This is a genomic window from Pseudomonas sp. Sample_20, from assembly GCF_004307585.1.
GTDB classification, from domain to species: Bacteria; Pseudomonadota; Gammaproteobacteria; order Pseudomonadales; family Pseudomonadaceae; genus Aquipseudomonas; species Aquipseudomonas atacamensis.
This window is the reverse complement of the sequence record NZ_RCOA01000020.1, coordinates 298,495-317,945: the sequence shown is the minus strand read 5'-3', so window position 1 is coordinate 317,945 and position 19,451 is coordinate 298,495. Positions and strand designations below refer to the sequence as shown.

The following is a 19,451-nucleotide window of genomic DNA, read 5'->3' as shown; positions in this document are numbered from 1 at the left end:
GATTTTTTCCGCCGCAGACGCCTTGGACAAAGGCTGCGGCCAGTTTTGACCACTCGTCGCAGAAATCCCGCCCTACAGCCGATTCAGACTTTTCATCTGGCTGCCCACGTTCGAAACCGCGCAAGAGTGCGCCTGAAAATGCAAAAAGGGGATAGTCATTTGCAATTCAGAGCTCTAGGGTAGGACTTTTCCAGACTGCACTTGCAGATGGGCCTTCGATCTGTAAAGGAAACCGACCATGCGCCTCGCTGCCCTACCCCTGTTACTCGCTCCGCTGTTGCTGAGCCCCCTCGCCCAGGCCGCCGCGTTGAGCGTGTGTACCGAGGCCAGTCCCGAAGGGTTCGACGTGGTGCAGTACAACTCGCTGACCACCACCAATGCTTCGGCTGACGTACTGATGAACCGCTTGGTGGATTTCGACACCGCCAGTGGCAAGGTCATCCCGAGCCTGGCCGACAGCTGGGAAGTCAGCACCGACGGCCTCACCTATGTGTTCAAACTGCACCCGCAGGTGAAATTTCATACAACCGATTATTTCAAGCCGAGCCGCGAGCTGAGCGCTGAAGACGTCAAATTCAGCTTCGACCGCATGCTCGACCCGGCCAACCCGTGGCACAAGGTCGCCCAGAGCGGCTTCCCCCATGCGCAGTCGATGCAACTGCCGACCCTGATCAAGAAGATCGACGCCCTCGACCCGCTGACCGTGCGCTTTACCCTCGACCATCCGGATTCGACCTTCCTCGCGACCCTGAGCATGGGCTTCGCCTCGATCTATTCCGCCGAATATGCCGACAAACTGATGAAGGCCGGCGCCACCGACAAACTCAACAGCCAGCCAATCGGCACCGGCCCGTTCGTGTTCAATCGCTTCCAGAAAGACGCGGCGATTCGCTACAAGGCCAATCCGGACTATTTCCGTGGCAAGCCTGCCATCGACCCGTTGATTTTCGCCATCACGCCGGACGCCAACGTTCGCCTGCAAAAGCTGCGGCGCAACGAATGCCAGATCGCCCTGTCGCCAAAACCACTGGACGTAGAGGCTGCGCTGAAGGAGCCGACGCTGAAAGTCGAAAAGACTGACGCCTTCATGACCGCTTTCGTGGGCATCAACAGCCAGCATCCGCCGCTGGACAAGCCGGAAGTGCGCCAGGCGATCAACCTCGCCTTCGACAAGGCCAACTACATCAAAGCCGTGTTCGAAGACACCGCCGAAGCGGCCAACGGCCCGTACCCGCCGAACACCTGGAGCTACGCCAAGAACCTGCCGGGCTATCCACACGACGTGGCCAAAGCCAAGGCGCTGCTGGCCAAGGCCGGCTTGAAGGATGGCTTCCAGACCACAATCTGGACGCGGCCATCGGGCAGCCTGCTCAACCCGAACCCAAGTCTCGGCGCGCAGATGCTGCAGTCGGATCTGGCCGAGATCGGCATTCAGGCGGAGATCCGCGTGATCGAGTGGGGCGAACTGATTCGCCGCGCCAAGGCCGGCGAACACGACCTGCTGTTCATGGGCTGGGCCGGCGACAACGGCGACCCGGACAACTTCCTCACCCCGCAGTTTTCCTGCGCGGCGGTGAAATCCGGGACCAACTTCGCGCGGTACTGCAACGCCGATCTGGACAAGCTGATCAGCGCCGGCAAGACCACCAGCGAACAAGGCGTACGCACCAAGCTGTATGAACAGGCACAGGCGCAGATCCAGCAGCAGGCGTTGTGGCTGCCACTGGCGCACCCGACGGCCTACGCTTTGACGCGCAAGGATGTTCAGGGGTATTCCGTCAGCCCGTTCGGCCGCCAGGATTACTCCAAGATCAGCCTCAAGCCCTAAGCGGCAAGCGGCAAGCTAGAGCACTCCGCGCGCAGCTCCAGCTTGCCGCTTGCAGCTAGAGGCTTGCCGCTGCTCTTTTACATCCAGCCACACTCCGCCATCGACAGCGGTTCGCCGTCGCCGATGATGAAGTGATCGAGCACTCGCACGTCAATCAGCTCCAGCGCTTTCTGCAGGCGCTTGGTCAGCAGCCGATCGGCCTGACTCGGATCGGTGTTGCCGGACGGGTGGTTGTGACAAAGGATCACCGCTGCGGCGTTATTGGCCAGCGCGCGCTTCACCACCTCCCGGGGGTGCACGCTGGTGTTGTCGATCGAGCCGCGAAACAGCGCCTCGAAATTCAGCACCTGATGTTTCGAATCGAGAAACAGGCAGCCGAACACCTCGTGCGGTTCATGCCGCAGCATTGCCTTGAGGTAGTCGCGGACGACCTGAGGGTTTTCCAGTGCCGGTTTCTGTCGTGAACGCTCGGCCAGATGGCGCTTGCTCATTTCCTGCGCGGCTTGCAGCTGCGCGAACTTGGCGGGGCCGAGGCCCAGTTGTTTGCTGAATGCGTCCTGATCGGCCTCGAGCAGCAAACGCAGGCCACCGAATTGCGTCAGCAGATGTCTGGCGAGGTCGACAGCGCTTTTTCCGGGCAATCCGGTGCGCAGAAAAATCGCCAACAGCTCAGCGTCCGAAAGACTCCCTGCGCCGTGTTCCAACAGCCTTTCCCGCGGCCGTTCCGCCGCCGGCCAATCGCGAATACTCATAGCACCTCCTTGTCTGTGGGCGCCGCTGTTCCGTAGCGGTCGCTGTGATATCGTAGCCCATCTTTTTGGCGGTCGATTCAACCCTGGGGAGGGGCATCGCACCGCAGTCATCAACGAAATGAAAGGCAGACCTATGCAGCGGCTGTATCGGAAACGCATCGTTCTGGGCGTCGGCGGCGGCATTGCGGCCTACAAGAGCGCCGATCTGGTTCGCCGCCTGATCGACCAGGGTGCCGAAGTGCGCGTGGTCATGACCCATGGCGGCGCCGAATTCATTACCCCGCTGACCATGCAGGCCCTGTCGGGCCACCCGGTTCACCTCGACTTGCTCGACCCTGCCGCCGAAGCCGCCATGGGCCATATCGAGCTGGCGAAATGGGCCGATCTGGTGCTGATCGCCCCGGCCACCGCCGACCTGATCGCCCGTCTGGCCCAAGGCATTGCCAACGATCTGCTGACCACGCTGGTGCTGGCCACTGATGCCGTGGTTGCCGTCGCACCAGCGATGAACCAGGCGATGTGGCGCGACCCGGCGACCCAGGCCAACCTGCAACTGTTGGAGAGCCGTGGCCTGAAGACTTTCGGCCCGGCCTCGGGCAGCCAGGCCTGCGGCGACGTCGGCATGGGCCGCATGATGGAAGCCACCGATCTGGCACTGCTCGCCGCCGATTGCTTCCAGCGCCAGGCATTGACCGGCAAGCATGTGGTGATCACCGCCGGCCCGACTCAGGAAAACATCGACCCGGTGCGCTACATCACCAACCACAGCTCCGGCAAAATGGGTTTTGCCCTCGCCGAAGCAGCCGTGGAAGCCGGCGCCCGTGTCACTTTGATCAGCGGCCCGGTGCACTTGCCGACGCCTGATCGCGTGACGCGGATCGATGTGGTCAGCGCCCGCGACATGCTCGCCGCCTGCGAATCGGCCATGCCTTGCGACGTGTTCATCTCGTCGGCAGCGGTGGCGGACTACCGCCCGGAAGTAGTAGCTCCGCATAAACTCAAGAAAGATCCTACGAGCGGTGACGGCTTCGTCCTGCAAATGGTGCGCAACCCGGACATCCTTGCCACCATCGCGACCCGTCCCGACCGTCCGTTCAGTGTCGGCTTCGCCGCCGAAACCGAACACCTGCTCGACTACGCTGCACGCAAGCTGAAGGACAAGAATCTCGATCTGATCGTCGCCAACGACGTCGCCAACCCGAGCATCGGTTTCAACAGCGAAGAAAATGCCTGCAGCGTCATCGACCGTGAGCTGCACGCCACGGTTTTCGCCCAGACCAGCAAGAGCAAGATCGCTCGCCAACTGGTCACTTTTATCGCCGAACGTCTGAACCAGGTTTAATTTACATGCACGCTTTGCAAGCCAAGATCCTCGATCCACGCATCGGCACCGAATTCCCGCTGCCGCAATACGCCACGCCGGGCTCCGCCGGCCTCGACCTGCGCGCCATGCTGGAACAGGACATCGTGATCAAACCGGGTGAAACCGTGCTGATTCCCACCGGCCTGTCGGTGTACATCGGCGACCCGAATCTCGCCGCACTGATCCTGCCTCGCTCGGGCATGGGCCACAAACACGGCATCGTGCTGGGCAATCTGGTCGGCCTGATCGACTCCGATTACCAGGGTCCGCTGATGGTCTCCTGCTGGAACCGCGGCCAGAGCGACTTCACCATGACCGTCGGCGAACGCCTGGCGCAATTGGTGCTGGTACCGGTAGTGCAAGCACATTTCGAAATGGTTGAAGAGTTTGTCGAGACCGAGCGCGGTACCGGCGGCTTTGGCCACACTGGCACCAAATAACCGGATAGAAATTATGGTGGTGAGGGGATTTATCCCCTCACCACAAAAAATGCGCTACATCGGCAGCAGGTTTTAACACCGTAAATCAAGGTTTTGCCGGCCCAAAGCCACGCCAGCCGGGGCGTCATGGCCCTTTCATAGCACGAACTCTCTGTGGAAAACGCCGTCATACCCTTCAGTTTGAGCCTGCCGTCGAATCATTCGCCGGTCTGTCCCGCCCTTTTCGAGATGGAGCATGTCCACAGATGAGCACCCCCGCCAAGATCGCCCCGAAGCTGCCTGACAGCATTTTCCGCGCCTACGACATTCGTGGCACCGTGCCGGAATTCCTCAACGGCGAAACCGCCTACTGGATCGGTCGCGCCATCGGCTCGCAGAGCCTGGCTCAGGGCGAACCGAACGTGTCGGTCGGTCGCGACGGCCGCCTGTCCGGCCCGGAGCTGGTCGCGGAACTCATTCGCGGCATCGCCGAGAGCGGTTGCCACGTCAGCGATGTCGGTCTGGTGCCAACGCCAGCGCTGTATTACGCCGCCAACGTGCTGGCCGGCAAGTCCGGGGTGATGCTCACCGGTAGCCACAATCCGTCGAACTACAACGGCTTCAAAATCGTCATCGCCGGCGACACCCTCGCCAACGAGCAGATTCAAGTGCTCCACGAGCGCATCAAGAACAATGACCTGAGCAGCGGCCAGGGCAGCGTCACTCAGGTCGAAATCCTCGACCGCTACAACACCGAAATCGTCCAGGACATCAAACTCGCTCGTCGCCTGAAAGTCGTGGTCGACTGCGGCAACGGCGCGGCCGGCGTGATCGCCCCGCAACTGATCGAAGCGCTGAACTGCGAAGTCATCCCGCTGTTCTGCGAAGTCGACGGCAACTTCCCTAACCATCACCCGGATCCGGGCAAACCGGAAAACCTTGTCGACCTGATCGCCAAGGTCAAGGAAACCAACGCCGATATCGGCCTGGCCTTCGACGGTGACGGCGACCGCGTCGGCGTGGTGACCAACACCGGCAGTATCGTCTACCCGGATCGTCTGCTGATGCTGTTCGCCCGCGATGTGGTGGCACGCAACCCGGACGCGGAAATCATTTTCGACGTCAAATGCACCCGTCGCCTGGTGCCATTGATCAAGGAATACGGCGGTCGGCCGCTAATGTGGAAGACCGGTCACTCGTTGATCAAAAAGAAAATGAAACAATCCGGCGCGCTGTTGGCCGGCGAAATGAGCGGGCACATCTTCTTCAAGGAGCGCTGGTTCGGTTTCGACGACGGCATCTACAGCGCCGCACGTCTGCTGGAGATCCTCAGCAAGGAAAAATCCACCGCGGAAGAGCTGTTTGCGACCTTCCCGAACGATATTTCCACGCCGGAAATCAATATCCATGTGACCGAAGAGAGCAAATTCAGCATCATTGATGCACTGCACGATGCTCAGTGGGGCGAAGGCGCCGACCTGACCACCATCGACGGCGTGCGGGTCGATTACGCCAAAGGCTGGGGCCTGGTGCGCGCGTCCAACACCACACCGGTGCTGGTGCTGCGCTTCGAGGCCGATGACGAGGCTGAATTGCAGCGCATCAAGGATGTGTTCCACGCCCAACTGAAACGCGTTGCACCTGATCTCCAACTACCGTTCTGATCCACCCGGAGCCCTGAATGACCCTCGAACGCGAAGCCGCCGCCAACACTGCCAAGGTCCTGTCCGAAGCGCTGCCTTACATCCGACGCTATGTCGGCAAGACCCTGGTGATCAAATACGGCGGCAACGCGATGGAAAGCGAGGAGCTGAAAACCGGCTTCGCCCGCGACATCGTGCTGATGAAAGCCGTGGGCATCAACCCGGTGGTCGTGCACGGTGGCGGCCCGCAGATCGGTGATCTGCTCAAGCGCCTGTCGATCGAAAGCCATTTCGTCGACGGCATGCGCGTCACCGACGCGGCGACCATGGACGTGGTGGAAATGGTCCTTGGCGGTCAGGTCAACAAGAGCATCGTCAATCTGATCAACCGCCATGGCGGCAGCGCCATCGGCCTGACCGGTAAGGATGCCGGGCTGATCCGGGCGAAGAAGCTCACCGTCTCCCGCCAGACCCCGGAGATGACCCAACCAGAAATCATCGACATCGGCCATGTCGGCGAAGTCGTCGGCATCAATACCGAGCTGTTGAATCTGCTGGTCAAAGGCAACTTCATCCCGGTCATCGCGCCGATTGGCGTCGGTGAGAACGGCGAGTCGTACAACATCAACGCCGACCTGGTAGCGGGCAAGGTTGCCGAAGCACTGAAAGCTGAAAAGTTGATGCTGCTGACCAACATTGCCGGCCTGATGGACAAGTCGGGCACCGTGCTGACCGGCCTGAGCACGCAGCAGGTCGACGACCTGATCGCTGACGGCACGATCTACGGCGGCATGCTGCCGAAGATCCGCTGCGCACTGGAAGCGGTTCAGGGTGGGGTTGGCAGTTCGTTGATCATCGACGGTCGTGTGCCTAACGCGATTCTGCTGGAAATCTTCACTGATACCGGCGTGGGCACGCTGATCAGCAATCGCAAGCGTCCTTGATCGCTAATAGCTGAAAGCAAAAGATCGCAGCCTTCAACAGCTCCTACAGGGATTTCGCACACGCGAGAATCCGCTTTTGTAGGAACTGACGAAGGCTGCGATCTTTTTATGCGCGCAGGAAAAGCCTGACTCCACACAGCGAAACGTCCGACATCCCTTCAGAATGAATCTCCATAGGATCTTCCCCTCATCCAACGGAGATCTTCCCATGCAAAAAAACAGCGTTCCTTACGGCAGTGACATTTCGGCTGGCACTTACGCCTGCGTGGACTGCGGCCGAGAATATTCAGCCCCTTCGCAGACTTCGATGCCGCCCTGCCCTGACTTCACCGAAGCCTCTCACCCACTCAAGGGCTGGAAAGTACTCACCGGCCAAGGAGATGCACCCCAGGATCCCTACCCAGCCGCCAGTGTCAAATAACCGGAGCGGCGACTCATGCAGATCTCGTTCACGATCGACGCCGATGCTTTCGAGCAGGAACAAAAGGAACCGGTAAAAAAGACCTTGCGCATCGGCGACGCTGAAATCGCCCATGCGCTGGAGCGCATCGCCAAAGCCAGCCTGACCGAATACCTGAAAATGCTGGTCGAGGGCGGCATGCCCAGCCGGGCCGACGAAGCCAAGCAAGATCGCCTGCTGTATCTGATTCAGAGTTACTTCGGGCAAACCCTGCCGACCGAATCGCAGATCTCGACGATCTTTCAGCTGACCCAGAGCCAAAGCAAAACCCTGTTGAAAAACACCGTTTCGCGTTTTCGCAACCAGCTCGACGACATCCTGCAGCACAGCATGCGCGCCGTAATCCAGTCCGCCGAGCATGCGCAAAACGTGTTTCTGGTGGTGATCAGCTCGGACGTGATCCGCGATGAATTGAACATGCTCATCACCCAGAACGAGCCGACCTTCAAACCCATCACCAAACGCAAGGGCAGCGCCGGACAATTCGAGATCAGCGAAGATTCCCACGCATTGCTCTGTGCAACGCTGGGTCTGAATGCCGTTCAGTGACATCGTCGCGGTCAGTGGCTTGCTGCTGACCCTGACCACGTTCATGTTCAATCTGGCGTGGCCGGCGCTCAATGAAGCGCTGGCTGAGGATGAATTTCAAAAAGGTTCGCAGGGCCGCAAGCGCAGTCGAGACAAGGTGATGGCTGCTTTCTACTGGCGAGCATTGCCATTGACGTGCGCGTTCGTGGCGCTGTTTTACGTTAACTTGCCGGCAGCAGTCGGGATCATGCGCAGCAGCACGCTGGACCTTTGGGATTTCGATGTGGATCGCACGTTGTACGTGATGGTGGTGGTTGCGCTGCTGGTGTTTGCGCTAGTGAACGCTGCATTGGCGCTGAGACTGCTGATGAAATGGCAAAAACTGCGTTGATCACCAACAAAAAAGACCCAATTCAGCCTGCCTGAACCGGGTCTTTTTTCTGTAGGAGCGAGCCTGCTCGCGAAAGCGTAATGTGCCTCACATCGCTGACAGGTGACGGCCATTCGCGAGCAGGCTCGCTCCCACATTGGTCACACGCCAAACTGCGCGCGGTACGCTTCCACGGCTGGCAAATGCTGTTTGAGCTGCGGATCATCGGCGAGGAATTCCAGCACCTGATTCAGCGAGACGATGCTGATCACCGGAATGCCGAAATCACGCTCGACTTCCTGGATGGCCGACAATTCGCCGTTGCCACGCTCCTGGCGGTTCAGTGCGATCAGCACACCGGCGGCCTTGGCGCCGTCCTGGGAAGCAATAATCTGCATCACTTCACGAATGGCGGTGCCGGCGGTGATTACGTCGTCGATGATCAAGACTTCGCCAGTCAGCGGTGCGCCAACCAGGCTGCCGCCCTCGCCGTGGGCCTTGGCTTCCTTGCGATTGAAGCACCATGGCAGGTCACGGCCGTGATGTTCGGCCAGCGCAACGGCGGTCGTGGCCGCCAGCGGAATGCCTTTATAAGCCGGGCCAAACAGAACGTCGAAGGAAATGCCGCTCTCGGCGATGGCGGCGGCGTAGAAACGCCCCAGCTGCGCCAGGGCCGAACCCGAGTTGAACAGGCCGGCGTTGAAGAAGTAGGGACTGGTGCGCCCGGACTTCAGGGTGAACTCACCGAAGCGCAAAACGCCGCGATCGATGGCAAAACGAATGAAATCGCGCTGATACGCTTGCATGAAAAAAACCCCAAATACCACGGATTTAGCTAATTAGCTTGACGCCGTGTATCATACACGCACGCGATTTTTGGGGCCATTTATGCGGATCATCAGTGTGAACGTCAATGGTATTCAGGCGGCAGTCGAGCGCGGTTTGCTCAGTTGGCTGCAAGCCCAGAATGCCGACGTCATCTGCCTGCAGGACACCCGTGCCTCCGCCTTTGAACTGGATGACCCAGCCTTCCAACTGGATGGCTACTTCCTTTATGCCTGCGATGCTGAAGTCCCTGCCCAAGGCGGCGTGGCTTTGTATTCGCGGTTGCAACCGAAGGCTGTCATCAGCGGTCTCGGTTTCGAGACGGCCGACCGCTACGGGCGCTACCTGCAAGCAGATTTCGACAAAGTCAGTATTGCCACCTTGCTGTTTCCTTCGGGGATGAACGGCGATGAGGACTTGAACCAGAAGTTCAAGCTCATGGACGATTTCGGCAAGTACCTGGACAAACAGCGACGCAAACGTCGCGAGTACATTTATTGTGGCTCGCTGTACGTTGCGCAGCAGAAACTCGACATCAAGAACTGGCGCGACAGCCAGCAATCTCCCGGCTTCCTGGCGCCGGAACGCGCCTGGATGGACGAGATTGTCGGCAACATGGGCTATGTCGATGCGCTGCGCGAAGTCAGCCGCGAAGGCGATCAGTACAGCTGGTGGCCGGATAACGAACAGGCCGAGATGCTCAATCTGGGCTGGCGTTTCGATTATCAGATCCTGACCCCGGGCCTGCGTCGCTCGGTGCGCAGTGCACGCCTGCCGCGTCAGCCACGGTTCTCGCAGCACGCGCCGTTGATCGTCGACTACGACTGGACGCTGACCATCTAAGCGTCGTATCGCAGCCAAAAAAATGCCCGCATCGTGAGATGCGGGCATTTTTTATGCGCCGTGCTTTCTAGACGGCAGCGAAGAATGGCAAGGTCAGGTACAGCTTGATCACGATGACGTTAACGATATCGATGAAGAACGCTCCTACCATCGGCACTACCAGAAACGCGATCTGCGATGGCCCATAGCGCTGCGTCACCGCTTGCATGTTGGCAATTGCCGTAGGCGTAGCGCCCAGACCGAAGCCGCAATGTCCCGCAGCCAGCACTGCGGCATCGTAGTTGCTGCCCATCACCCGGAACGTCACGAAAATCGCGAACAGAGCCATGACCAGCGCCTGCACGGCCAGGATGATGAAGATCGGCAATGCCAGCGCCGCCAGATCCCAAAGCTTCAGCGACATCAAAGCGATTGCCAGAAACAGCGAGAGGCTGACATTGCCGAGCACGGAAACTTCACGCTCAAACACCTGATACAGGCCAAGCGCTGACAGACTGTTGCGCAACACCACACCCACAAACAGCACGCAAACAAACGTCGGCAGTTCGAATGCAGTGCCGTGCAGCAAACCATTCAAAAGGTTGCCTGCGAGCAGGCTGACGGCAATAAGCGCCAGCGTCTCGACGAACGAAAACGGCGTGATCGAACGTTCCTTGTTCGGCTGTTCAAAACCTCTTGGCAGTCGAGGCGTTTGCTGGGGACTGCAGCCCGGCACTTGCACGCGCTTGATCAGCAACCGGGCGACGGGCCCACCGATCAGCCCACCCAGCACCAGACCGAACGTCGCTGAGGCCAGCGCCAGTTCCGAAGCCGAGGCCAGGCCATATTTCTCGCTGAATACCGCGCCCCATGCAGCGCCAGTGCCATGGCCGCCGGCGAGCGTGATCGAACCCGTCAGCAAGCCCATCAAAGGATCAAGTCCGAGCAAGGTTGCCAACCCGATGCCCATGGCGTTCTGCACCACCAGCAAGCCAATGACCGCCAACAGGAAGATACCGACAATGCGCCCGCCCTTCTTCAGACTGGCAAGGTCAGCACTCAAGCCAATCGTGGCAAAGAAAGCCAACATCAGGGGGGTTTGCAATGATGTATCGAAGCGGACTTCAATATCGAAAGTGCGCAATATCAACAGGAGCACGGCAACCACCAGGCCACCCGCTACCGGTTCAGGAATATTGTAACTTCGCAGAAAGCCAACACGCGTAACAAGTCCGCGTCCGAGCAGTAGTACTAAAGAAGCGGCCACGAGCGTGCCGTAGAAATCGAGCTCAATCATGTGGATTATTCTTGGCTAAGTATTCACGAGGCGAGCGTTTACCTGGGCTCGACGGGGGAACCGGCTGATTTTATCAACACTGATTACTGGGGAATTCAAGTGCCATCGATGGCTTGAACATATCGAAATGTTTCAATCGAAACATTGCATCGGGCAACTTTAACAACCCGCTCGCGTCAATAACAAGAACGGGAATAAGCACTTGCTCGATCAGTTGTGACCAAAGATGTAATGGAGAAATATCAATAAATAAATGCCAAACCGCACATCGACAACAGACTAGTCCTACAACAAAAACCAATTGTTGAGTTGCACAAATAAAAATGCCCCGATAAGTCGGGGCATTTCCATATAGCGATACAACAGACTGTTACTTGATCAGTCGCCAAGTGAACGGATATCTGTACGGGAAACCTTCGTTGGCTTTGACCCCTGCAATGATCGTCAGGACCAGTGCCGCGATCGCCAGCAAGCCAAACAGGAAGAAACCAATGATCAGCAGCATGAGCAGGAAGCAGATCATCGAGGCAATGGCGACAGTGATCTGAAAATTCAGCGCCTCTTTACCCTGTGCATCGATGAACGGGTCCTTCTCGCGCTTCATCTGCCAAAGGATCAGCGGCCCGATCAGATTGCCGAAGGGAATCCAGATCCCCAGCAAGGCGGACAAGTGACAGAACATCGCCCACTGGCGAACCTCCTGGCTCGGTTTGGGCAGCAACTCTTGCTCGTCACTCATCACGTCCTCCTTGTGGTCAAAACCTCAGTCGGCCAGCGCAGCCTTCTGCAATTCGAAGATTTCGTTCATGCCCTGCTTGGCCAGTTCCAGCATGGCATTGAGCTCATCAGGCTGGAACGGCGCGCCTTCAGCGGTGCCCTGCACTTCGATGAAGCCGCCGGTGCTGGTCATCACCACGTTCAGGTCGGTTTCAGCTGCAGAATCTTCAAGATAGTCCAGATCCAGCACCGGCTCGCCCTGGTACATGCCGACCGAGACCGCACCGATCATCTGCTTGAGCGGGTCACCGCCTTTCAGGCCGCCGCGCTTCTTGATCACTTTCAGGGCATCGACCAGCGCAACCATGGCGCCGGTGATGGACGCGGTGCGAGTACCGCCATCGGCCTGGATCACGTCGCAATCGACGTACAGGGTCACGTCGCCGAGCTTGGACATATCCAGTGCCGCGCGCAGGGAGCGGCCGATCAGGCGCTGGATTTCCAGAGTACGCCCGCCCTGCTTGCCACGACTGGCTTCACGCTGGTTACGCTCGCCGGTGGCGCGTGGCAGCATGCCGTACTCGGCAGTCAACCAGCCCTGGCCCTGGCCTTTGAGGAAGCGCGGCACGCCGTTCTCGACGCTGACAGTGCAGATGACTTTGGTGTCACCGAATTCGACCAGTACGGATCCCTCGGCGTGTTTGGTGTAGTTGCGGGTGATGCGGATCGAGCGGAGCTGATCGGCAGCGCGACCACTTGGACGTTTCATAGGGATACCTGTACTGAGGACGGAAAACTGCCGAGCATTATAGAGCGCTGCACTGCGAGTGGGCACTGGTTAAAACCGCCGGCCGACGACCGAAGCCCCTCAAGCGCGCATAACCGACGGGCTGCAGCGCTTTGTCACACCGTGTGTTTGGGCGCATTCGCCGCACTGCGCTACAATCCTGCGCCTTTGCTGCCAGTCGGCTTAAATTCATTGAAATCGCGCCTGCGAAACAGCGTTTCGCGCCGATCTGCATTGCGAGGTCACCGCCATGGTGCACAGCATGACCGCCTTCGCCCGCGTCGAGAAAGCCGGCGTTCAGGGCACCCTGAGCTGGGAACTGCGCTCGGTCAACAGCCGCTATCTGGAACCGCACCTGCGCTTGCCCGAATCGTTCCGCGACCTCGAAGGCGCCGTGCGTGAAGCGCTGCGTCAGGGCCTGTCGCGGGGCAAACTGGAATGCACGCTGCGCTTCACCGAAGAAAGCACCGGCAAACAGCTGCAAGTGGACCGCGAGCGCGCCGCGCAACTGGTGGCCGCTGCGGAAACCGTTGCCGGGCTGATCAAGAATCCGGCTGCGCTGAATCCGCTGGAAGTGCTGGCCTGGCCCGGCGTGCTGGTGGCCGATGCGACCGACCCGCAAGCGCTGAACGCCGAAGCGCTGGCGCTGTTCAATCAGGGCTTGAAGGATCTGAAGGCTGGCCGCGAGCGCGAAGGCGCGGAGCTGGCTCGCTTGATCAATGACCGCCTGACGTCCATCGAAGAAGACGTGGTGACCCTGCGAGAACTGGTGCCGCAGATGCTCGCCACCCAGCGCCAGAAGGTCCTCGACCGCTTCGCCGACATGAAGGCCGAGCTCGACCCGCAGCGTCTGGAACAGGAAATGGTCATCCTCGCGCAAAAAAGCGACGTGGCCGAAGAACTGGATCGCCTGAGCACTCACATCATCGAAGTCCGCCGGGTGCTCAAGTCCGGTGGTGCCGCAGGGCGGCGTCTGGACTTCCTGATGCAGGAGCTCAACCGCGAGGCCAACACACTGGGCTCCAAAGCCTTCGACCCGCGCAGCACCCAGGCCGCCGTCAACCTCAAGGTGTTGATCGAGCAGATGCGCGAACAAGTGCAGAATATTGAGTAAGGCTACCCTGACATGACCCAACACACCGGCACCCTGTACATCATTTCCGCGCCATCGGGCGCGGGCAAGAGCAGTCTGGTCAAGGCGTTGACCGACGCCGACCCGGAGATTCGCGTTTCCGTTTCGCACACCACCCGCGCCATGCGCCCGGGCGAAGTGGATGGCGTGAACTACCACTTCGTGACCCGCGAAGAGTTCGTGAAGATGGGCGAGCACGGCGACTTTCTTGAGCGCGCCGAAGTCTTCGGCAACTTCTACGGCACCTCGCAAAGCCGCCTGCAGCAGACCCTGGACGAAGGTCACGACCTGATTCTGGAAATCGACTGGCAAGGCGCCGAGCAAGTGCGCAAGCTGATGCCGCAGGCGCGCTCGATCTTCATCCTGCCGCCATCGCTGCAAGCCCTGCACCAGCGCCTGACCAACCGCGGCCAGGACAGCGACGAGATCATCGACGGCCGCATGCGCGAAGCGGTCAGCGAGATGAGCCATTACGTCGATTACGATTACTTGATCATCAACGACGATTTCGCCCACGCGTTGGACGATCTGAAAGCGATTTTCCGCGCCAATCAGCTGCAACAGAAACGCCAGCAAGTGCGTTTCGGCAAATTGCTGGCTGAATTGCTCGGCTAAAACAGCACTTCCCAAAATGCCTGCAAGCGCTTTACATTGGTGCTTGCAGCGCGTTGAAGGGACTGGTCAAAAAATCAGCGCTTCCCTAATCGCTGGTGATTTTTTAAACTGCTCAGTCCGCTCGCCCAACCGGGCAGCGCGCATATTGCATTCGCTCCGAGGAATACCATGGCCCGCGTAACCGTTGAAGACTGCCTAGAACACGTGGAAAACCGCTTTGAGCTGGTCATGCTCTCTACCAAGCGTGCCCGTCAACTGGCCACCGGCGGCAAAGAGCCATTGGTGCAGTGGGAAAACGACAAGCCGACCGTTGTCGCACTGCGTGAAATTGCTGAAGGCCTGATGAGCTACGAGTTCATCGCCGAGCAGGAAATCGTCCAGGATGAACCGCTGTTCGCAGCGTTCGAGGACGAGTCGAACGAGGCCGTCTAAGCCTATGCCTGGTCGACGTAGCACGGCGCGGGGTCACAGCTTTCGGCAGGAATCATCATGCCGAGCATAGACGCCCTCGCCGATCGCTTATCGACCTACCTCGGCAATGACCAGGTCAACCTGGTCCGCCGAGCGTATTTCTACGCCGAACAAGCCCATGACGGTCAACGCCGTCGCAGTGGCGAGGCGTACGTCACGCATCCTCTTGCCGTGGCAAATATTCTTGCCGACATGCACATGGACCATCAGAGCCTGATGGCCGCGATGCTGCATGACGTGATCGAAGACACCGGTATCGCCAAGGAAGCGCTGCAAGCGCAGTTCGGTGAAACCGTGGCCGAACTGGTCGACGGGGTCAGCAAACTGACCCAGATGAATTTCGAGACCAAGGCCGAAGCGCAGGCGGAAAACTTCCAGAAAATGGCCATGGCCATGGCGCGCGACATCCGGGTGATCCTGGTAAAGCTCGCCGACCGTCTGCACAACATGCGCACGCTGGAAGTGCTGTCCGGCGAAAAGCGCCGGCGCATCGCCAAGGAAACCCTCGAGATCTACGCACCCATCGCCAACCGGCTGGGCATGCACGCGATCCGCATCGAATTCGAAGACCTCGGCTTCAAGGCCATGCACCCGATGCGTTCCGCGCGGATCTACCAGGCGGTCAAGCGCGCCCGGGGCAACCGCAAGGAAATCGTCAACAAGATCGAAGAGTCCCTCGGCCACTGCCTCGCCATCGACGGCATACAGGGCGAAGTCAGCGGTCGGCAGAAACACCTCTACGGCATCTACAAGAAAATGCGCGGCAAGCGTCGGGCCTTCAACGAAATCATGGACGTCTACGCGTTCCGGATCATCGTAGACAAGGTCGATACCTGCTACCGCGTACTGGGTGCTGTGCATAATTTGTACAAACCGTTGCCGGGGCGCTTCAAGGATTACATCGCGATCCCTAAGGCCAACGGCTACCAGTCGCTGCATACCACGCTGTTCGGCATGCACGGTGTACCGATCGAGATCCAGATCCGTACCCGCGAAATGGAAGAGATGGCCAACAACGGCATCGCCGCCCATTGGCTGTACAAATCCAGCGGCGACGAGCAGCCGAAAGGCACGCACGCACGCGCCCGCCAATGGGTCAAAGGCGTGCTGGAAATGCAGCAACGCGCCGGCAACTCGCTGGAATTCATCGAAAGCGTGAAGATCGACCTGTTCCCGGACGAGGTCTACGTGTTCACGCCCAAAGGCCGGATCATGGAGCTGCCAAAAGGCTCCACGGCGGTCGATTTTGCTTACGCGGTACACACCGACGTCGGCAACAGCTGCATCGCCTGCCGCATCAACCGTCGTCTCGCGCCGCTGTCCGAACCGCTGCAAAGCGGCTCCACGGTCGAGATCGTCAGCGCCCCCGGCGCACGGCCAAATCCGGCGTGGCTCAACTTCGTCGTTACCGGCAAGGCGCGCACGCACATTCGTCATGCGCTGAAGCTACAACGCCGCTCCGAGTCGATCAGCCTCGGCGAACGCCTGCTGAACAAGGTGCTCAACGGTTTCGACAGCTCGCTGGAGAAGATCCCGGCAGAGCGCGTCAAAGCAATGCTTACCGAGTACCGCCTCGAACTGATCGAAGACCTGCTCGAAGACATTGGCCTGGGCAACCGCATGGCCTACGTGGTCGCCCGTCGCCTGCTTGGCGAAGGTGAGCAGCTGCCGAGCCCGGAAGGTCCGCTGGCGATTCGCGGTACCGAAGGCCTGGTGCTCAGCTACGCCAAGTGCTGCACGCCGATCCCGGGCGACCCGATTGTCGGGCACCTGTCGGCGGGCAAAGGCATGGTCGTGCACCTGGACAACTGCCGCAACATCAGCGAAATCAGGCACAACCCGGAAAAATGCATCCAGCTCTCGTGGGCCAAGGATGTCACCGGCGAATTCAACGTCGAGCTGCGCGTCGAGCTGGAACATCAGCGTGGCCTGATCGCCCTGCTGGCCAGCAGCGTCAACGCGGCCGACGGCAACATCGAGAAAATCAGCATGGACGAACGCGATGGTCGCATCAGCGTCGTGCAGTTGGTGGTCAGCGTTCACGACCGTGTGCACCTGGCCCGCGTGATCAAGAAACTGCGCGCCTTGACCGGGGTGATCCGCATCACCCGCATGCGTGCATAACCTGCCTATTACAAGGAGTCCTACATGACCAAAACCGTCATCACCAGCGACAAGGCCCCGGCCGCCATCGGTACTTACTCCCAGGCGATCAAGGCAGGCAACACCGTTTACATGTCGGGCCAGATTCCTCTGGACCCGAAAACCATGGAACTGGTTGAGGGCTTCGAAGCCCAGACCGTCCAGGTCTTCGAGAACCTCAAAGCCGTGGCCGAAGCCGCCGGCGGTTCGTTCAAGGACATCGTCAAACTGAACATCTTCCTCACCGACCTGAGCCACTTCGCCAAGGTCAACGAGATCATGGGCAAGTACTTCGACCAGCCATACCCTGCCCGCGCCGCCATTGGCGTGGCCGCCCTGCCGAAGGGTGCGCAGGTTGAAATGGATGCCATTCTGGTCATCGAGTGATGCGCACGGCGCGGCCTGCACGCCGCGCCGACTGCCGCAAGAAAAGGTTTTGAAAGGATTCCACCATGCGCAAAGCGCTAGCTCTCTCGCTGCTCGCCCTGTTTCTCGGCGGCTGCGCCAGCGACCCTGCCGACCGTGACATCAGCGGCACCTGGATCAACCAGGTGGCGATCGATGCCGCCGCCAAGGGCGGCCCCCTGCGTGAAGCGCTGCAGGCTTACGGCCCGAATCTGGAATGGGACGTCAACACCAAGGCCGGTCAGGCCCGCTACACCAACGGTTTTGAGAACGTCGAAGGACGGCTGCTGGGCGAAGAGTCCGGCGCTTGGAAAGTCGACTTCTACGGCAGCTCCGCCAGCGAACTGAAACGCGATGGCGGGCGCCTGCAGCAAGCTGCCAGCGACAACGAACCCGAACAGCTTTTCGATCGCGCACAGATCCCGGTGCCGGAAGGCGCGCCAATCGGGGCCAGCTTCGAACGCGCGCTGTATTCGGCATATCTGGGCGGCAACTGGACCATCGCCAGCGGCCAGGGTGAAGGCGGCACCGTGCAGTTCCAAGCCGACGGCCAGGTGACCGGCCTGCCGGGCGTTGACCGTTATGCCTTGTGCCTGGCCGGCGATTGCGCGTCGATGAGCAATGGCAACGACAGCATGTGGCTGCAACTCAATGGCCAGGGCAATAACTGGATCTTTGTGCGCAAGGGCAAGGAGCTGGAGATTTTGCAAGCAGTCAACGCTGCGCTGGCGGATGAGCAACCGCAGTTTGCCGCAGGTGAGCGCAAATGGTTGCTGGAGAAGCAGTAAGCTGCTTCCGAAACCTCAGAAGATCAAATGTGGGAGCGAGCCTGCTCGCGAACGCGGTGGGTCAGTCAAACTGATAATGACTGACATACCGCATTCGCGAGCAGGCTCGCTCCCACAGTGGTATTTGTGTTGCTGGTAATTCAGCACTCACCTTCAAGAATAGCTGCGTAGCCTTCACGGTAGCTGGGATACTTCGGCACCCACCCCAACGCTTTCGCCCGCGCATTGCTGCAACGCTTGCTGCCAGTGCGCCGCACACTGGCGTCTTCCGCCCATTCAGTCACACCCAGGTACTCGCGCAACCAGCCCACCACTTCGGCCAACGGCGCTGGCGCGTCATCCACACCGATATAGAGCTGGTCCAGCTTGACGCCCTCGCGGTCTTTTTCCAGCAAGAACGCCAGCAGCCCCGCTGCATCATCGGCATGAATCCGATTGCCATACAGCGGCGGATCAATCGCCACGCGATAGCCGCGACGCACCTGAGTCAACAGCCACTCGCGACCCGGGCCGTAAATGCCGGTCAGGCGCAGCACACTTGCCGGGATGCCGCTATTGAGCGCGACCTGCTCGGCTTCGAGCATCAAGCGACCTGAATATCCGGCCGCGACAGTCTCGGAGGTCTCATCCACCCATGCTCCATCCTGCTGGCCGTACACGCTGCTGCTCGACACGAAGATCAGCCGCTCGGGCACTTGCCCATAGTCACCTAGCCAGCTCAGCACGTTCTGCAAGCCTTGCACGTAGGCCTTGCGATAGCCCTCTTCATCGTGGTCGGTGGCCGCAGCGCAATACACCAGATAATCCACGGCACCCACCGGCCAGGTCGCCGGGCACTCTTCGCTGAACAGGTCGCCGGCGACGCCGATGACACCCTCCGGCAGCTTGGAAACGTCGCGGCGCAGGCCATGGACTTGCCAGCCAGCCGCCAGCAATTGCGTGGCCAGACGACTGCCGACATCACCACAACCGGCAATCAAAACAGAAGGCGCGGACATCAGAAAACTCCCATCAGAAAGGCACAGACTAGCTCTGGCACAGGACGAACGGCTAGCAATGAAGGAAAAAAAGTTACTCTATTACTTTTGTTAACAAGAATTACTTGCAATAATGCACGCCACTTTTGTTCTCGGCCTCACGAGG

At 59.6% G+C, this 19,451-nt stretch carries 19 protein-coding genes and 1 pseudogene; 14 read left to right on the top strand and 6 right to left on the bottom strand.

The genetic code is table 11. The annotated features are described in order from the left end of the window. Positions 1-238: 238 nt before the first annotated feature. Positions 239-1,828, top strand: a complete 1,590-nt coding sequence (locus D8U70_RS05110; RefSeq protein WP_130928423.1) for an ABC transporter substrate-binding protein — start codon at positions 239-241, stop codon at positions 1,826-1,828. Positions 1,829-1,905: 77 nt separating this feature from the next. On the opposite strand, the gene radC is transcribed toward D8U70_RS05110, so the two are convergent. Next, positions 1,906-2,580 carry a DNA repair protein RadC gene (radC, locus tag D8U70_RS05105; RefSeq protein WP_056791587.1) on the bottom strand — a complete coding sequence of 225 codons (675 nt, stop codon included), beginning with the start codon at positions 2,578-2,580 and terminating at the stop codon, positions 1,906-1,908. Positions 2,581-2,713: 133 nt separating this feature from the next. On the opposite strand from radC, the gene coaBC reads away from it, so the two are divergent. From coaBC to D8U70_RS05070, 6 genes and pseudogenes are all read left to right on the top strand, one after another. Further along, positions 2,714-3,922, top strand: a complete 1,209-nt coding sequence (coaBC, locus tag D8U70_RS05100; RefSeq protein ID WP_016772551.1) for a bifunctional phosphopantothenoylcysteine decarboxylase/phosphopantothenate--cysteine ligase CoaBC — start codon at positions 2,714-2,716, stop codon at positions 3,920-3,922. A 5-nt stretch (positions 3,923-3,927) separates the two neighbouring features. Continuing rightward, complete coding sequence (gene dut / locus D8U70_RS05095; RefSeq protein WP_016772550.1) at positions 3,928-4,383, top strand: dUTP diphosphatase; 456 nt, start codon at positions 3,928-3,930, stop codon at positions 4,381-4,383. A 239-nt stretch (positions 4,384-4,622) separates the two neighbouring features. Beyond that, a pseudogene (locus tag D8U70_RS05090) lies at positions 4,623-6,026 on the top strand (phosphomannomutase/phosphoglucomutase); the annotation flags it as partial. Positions 6,027-6,043: 17 nt separating this feature from the next. Next, entirely contained in the window at positions 6,044-6,949 is a 906-nt protein-coding gene (gene argB / locus D8U70_RS05085) for an acetylglutamate kinase (RefSeq protein WP_016772548.1), read from the top strand. A 436-nt stretch (positions 6,950-7,385) separates the two neighbouring features. Further along, on the top strand, positions 7,386-7,958 hold the full coding sequence (locus tag D8U70_RS05075; RefSeq protein WP_016772546.1) for a hypothetical protein: 573 nt from the start codon (positions 7,386-7,388) through the stop codon (positions 7,956-7,958). Continuing rightward, a complete protein-coding gene (locus D8U70_RS05070) occupies positions 7,945-8,328 on the top strand; it encodes a hypothetical protein (RefSeq protein WP_071172112.1) in 384 nt (127 codons plus the stop codon). Before D8U70_RS05075 ends, D8U70_RS05070 begins: the two co-directional genes overlap by 14 nt. Positions 8,329-8,468: 140 nt before the next feature. Here D8U70_RS05070 and pyrE read toward each other — a convergent pair whose 3' ends face one another. After that, positions 8,469-9,113: an orotate phosphoribosyltransferase gene (pyrE, locus tag D8U70_RS05065; protein WP_016772544.1), complete on the bottom strand. Its 645-nt coding sequence runs from the start codon at positions 9,111-9,113 to the stop codon at positions 8,469-8,471. A gap of 82 nt (positions 9,114-9,195) precedes the next feature. Here pyrE and D8U70_RS05060 point away from each other — a divergent pair, with 82 nt between their 5' ends. Further along, positions 9,196-9,975: an exodeoxyribonuclease III gene (locus D8U70_RS05060; protein ID WP_016772543.1), complete on the top strand. Its 780-nt coding sequence runs from the start codon at positions 9,196-9,198 to the stop codon at positions 9,973-9,975. A 67-nt stretch (positions 9,976-10,042) separates the two neighbouring features. Here D8U70_RS05060 and gltS read toward each other — a convergent pair whose 3' ends face one another. The 3 genes from gltS to rph all read right to left on the bottom strand — a co-directional run bounded on the left by gltS (position 10,043) and on the right by rph (position 12,737). After that, complete coding sequence (gene gltS, locus D8U70_RS05055) at positions 10,043-11,251, bottom strand: sodium/glutamate symporter (RefSeq protein WP_073470914.1); 1,209 nt, start codon at positions 11,249-11,251, stop codon at positions 10,043-10,045. A 370-nt stretch (positions 11,252-11,621) separates the two neighbouring features. Beyond that, on the bottom strand, positions 11,622-11,990 hold the full coding sequence (locus tag D8U70_RS05050; protein WP_016772541.1) for a DUF4870 domain-containing protein: 369 nt from the start codon (positions 11,988-11,990) through the stop codon (positions 11,622-11,624). A 24-nt stretch (positions 11,991-12,014) separates the two neighbouring features. Then, positions 12,015-12,737: a ribonuclease PH gene (rph, locus tag D8U70_RS05045; RefSeq protein ID WP_024014799.1), complete on the bottom strand. Its 723-nt coding sequence runs from the start codon at positions 12,735-12,737 to the stop codon at positions 12,015-12,017. A gap of 268 nt (positions 12,738-13,005) precedes the next feature. On the opposite strand from rph, the gene D8U70_RS05040 reads away from it, so the two are divergent. From D8U70_RS05040 to D8U70_RS05015, 6 genes are all read left to right on the top strand, one after another. Next, positions 13,006-13,869 carry a YicC/YloC family endoribonuclease gene (locus D8U70_RS05040; RefSeq protein ID WP_073470913.1) on the top strand — a complete coding sequence of 288 codons (864 nt, stop codon included), beginning with the start codon at positions 13,006-13,008 and terminating at the stop codon, positions 13,867-13,869. A 12-nt stretch (positions 13,870-13,881) separates the two neighbouring features. Continuing rightward, the gene (gmk, locus tag D8U70_RS05035) at positions 13,882-14,502 is read left to right on the top strand and encodes a guanylate kinase (RefSeq protein WP_039757364.1); all 621 of its coding nucleotides are present in this window, start codon (positions 13,882-13,884) and stop codon (positions 14,500-14,502) included. 168 nt (positions 14,503-14,670) lie between these two features. Then, positions 14,671-14,934: a DNA-directed RNA polymerase subunit omega gene (rpoZ, locus tag D8U70_RS05030; protein ID WP_008030604.1), complete on the top strand. Its 264-nt coding sequence runs from the start codon at positions 14,671-14,673 to the stop codon at positions 14,932-14,934. Positions 14,935-14,991: 57 nt separating this feature from the next. After that, positions 14,992-17,097, top strand: coding sequence for a bifunctional GTP diphosphokinase/guanosine-3',5'-bis pyrophosphate 3'-pyrophosphohydrolase (gene spoT / locus D8U70_RS05025; RefSeq protein ID WP_007920338.1), 2,106 nt, complete (start codon positions 14,992-14,994; stop codon positions 17,095-17,097). Positions 17,098-17,121: 24 nt separating this feature from the next. Continuing rightward, positions 17,122-17,502, top strand: a complete 381-nt coding sequence (locus D8U70_RS05020) for a RidA family protein (RefSeq protein WP_014340863.1) — start codon at positions 17,122-17,124, stop codon at positions 17,500-17,502. Between the two features lie 65 nt (positions 17,503-17,567). After that, positions 17,568-18,308 (top strand): hypothetical protein, encoded by a 741-nt coding sequence (locus D8U70_RS05015; protein WP_125927416.1) that lies wholly within the window; start codon positions 17,568-17,570, stop codon positions 18,306-18,308. Between the two features lie 140 nt (positions 18,309-18,448). On the opposite strand, the gene D8U70_RS05010 is transcribed toward D8U70_RS05015, so the two are convergent. Beyond that, positions 18,449-19,306, bottom strand: coding sequence for an SDR family oxidoreductase (locus D8U70_RS05010; RefSeq protein ID WP_130928422.1), 858 nt, complete (start codon positions 19,304-19,306; stop codon positions 18,449-18,451). Between the last annotated feature and the right edge of the window lie 145 nt (positions 19,307-19,451).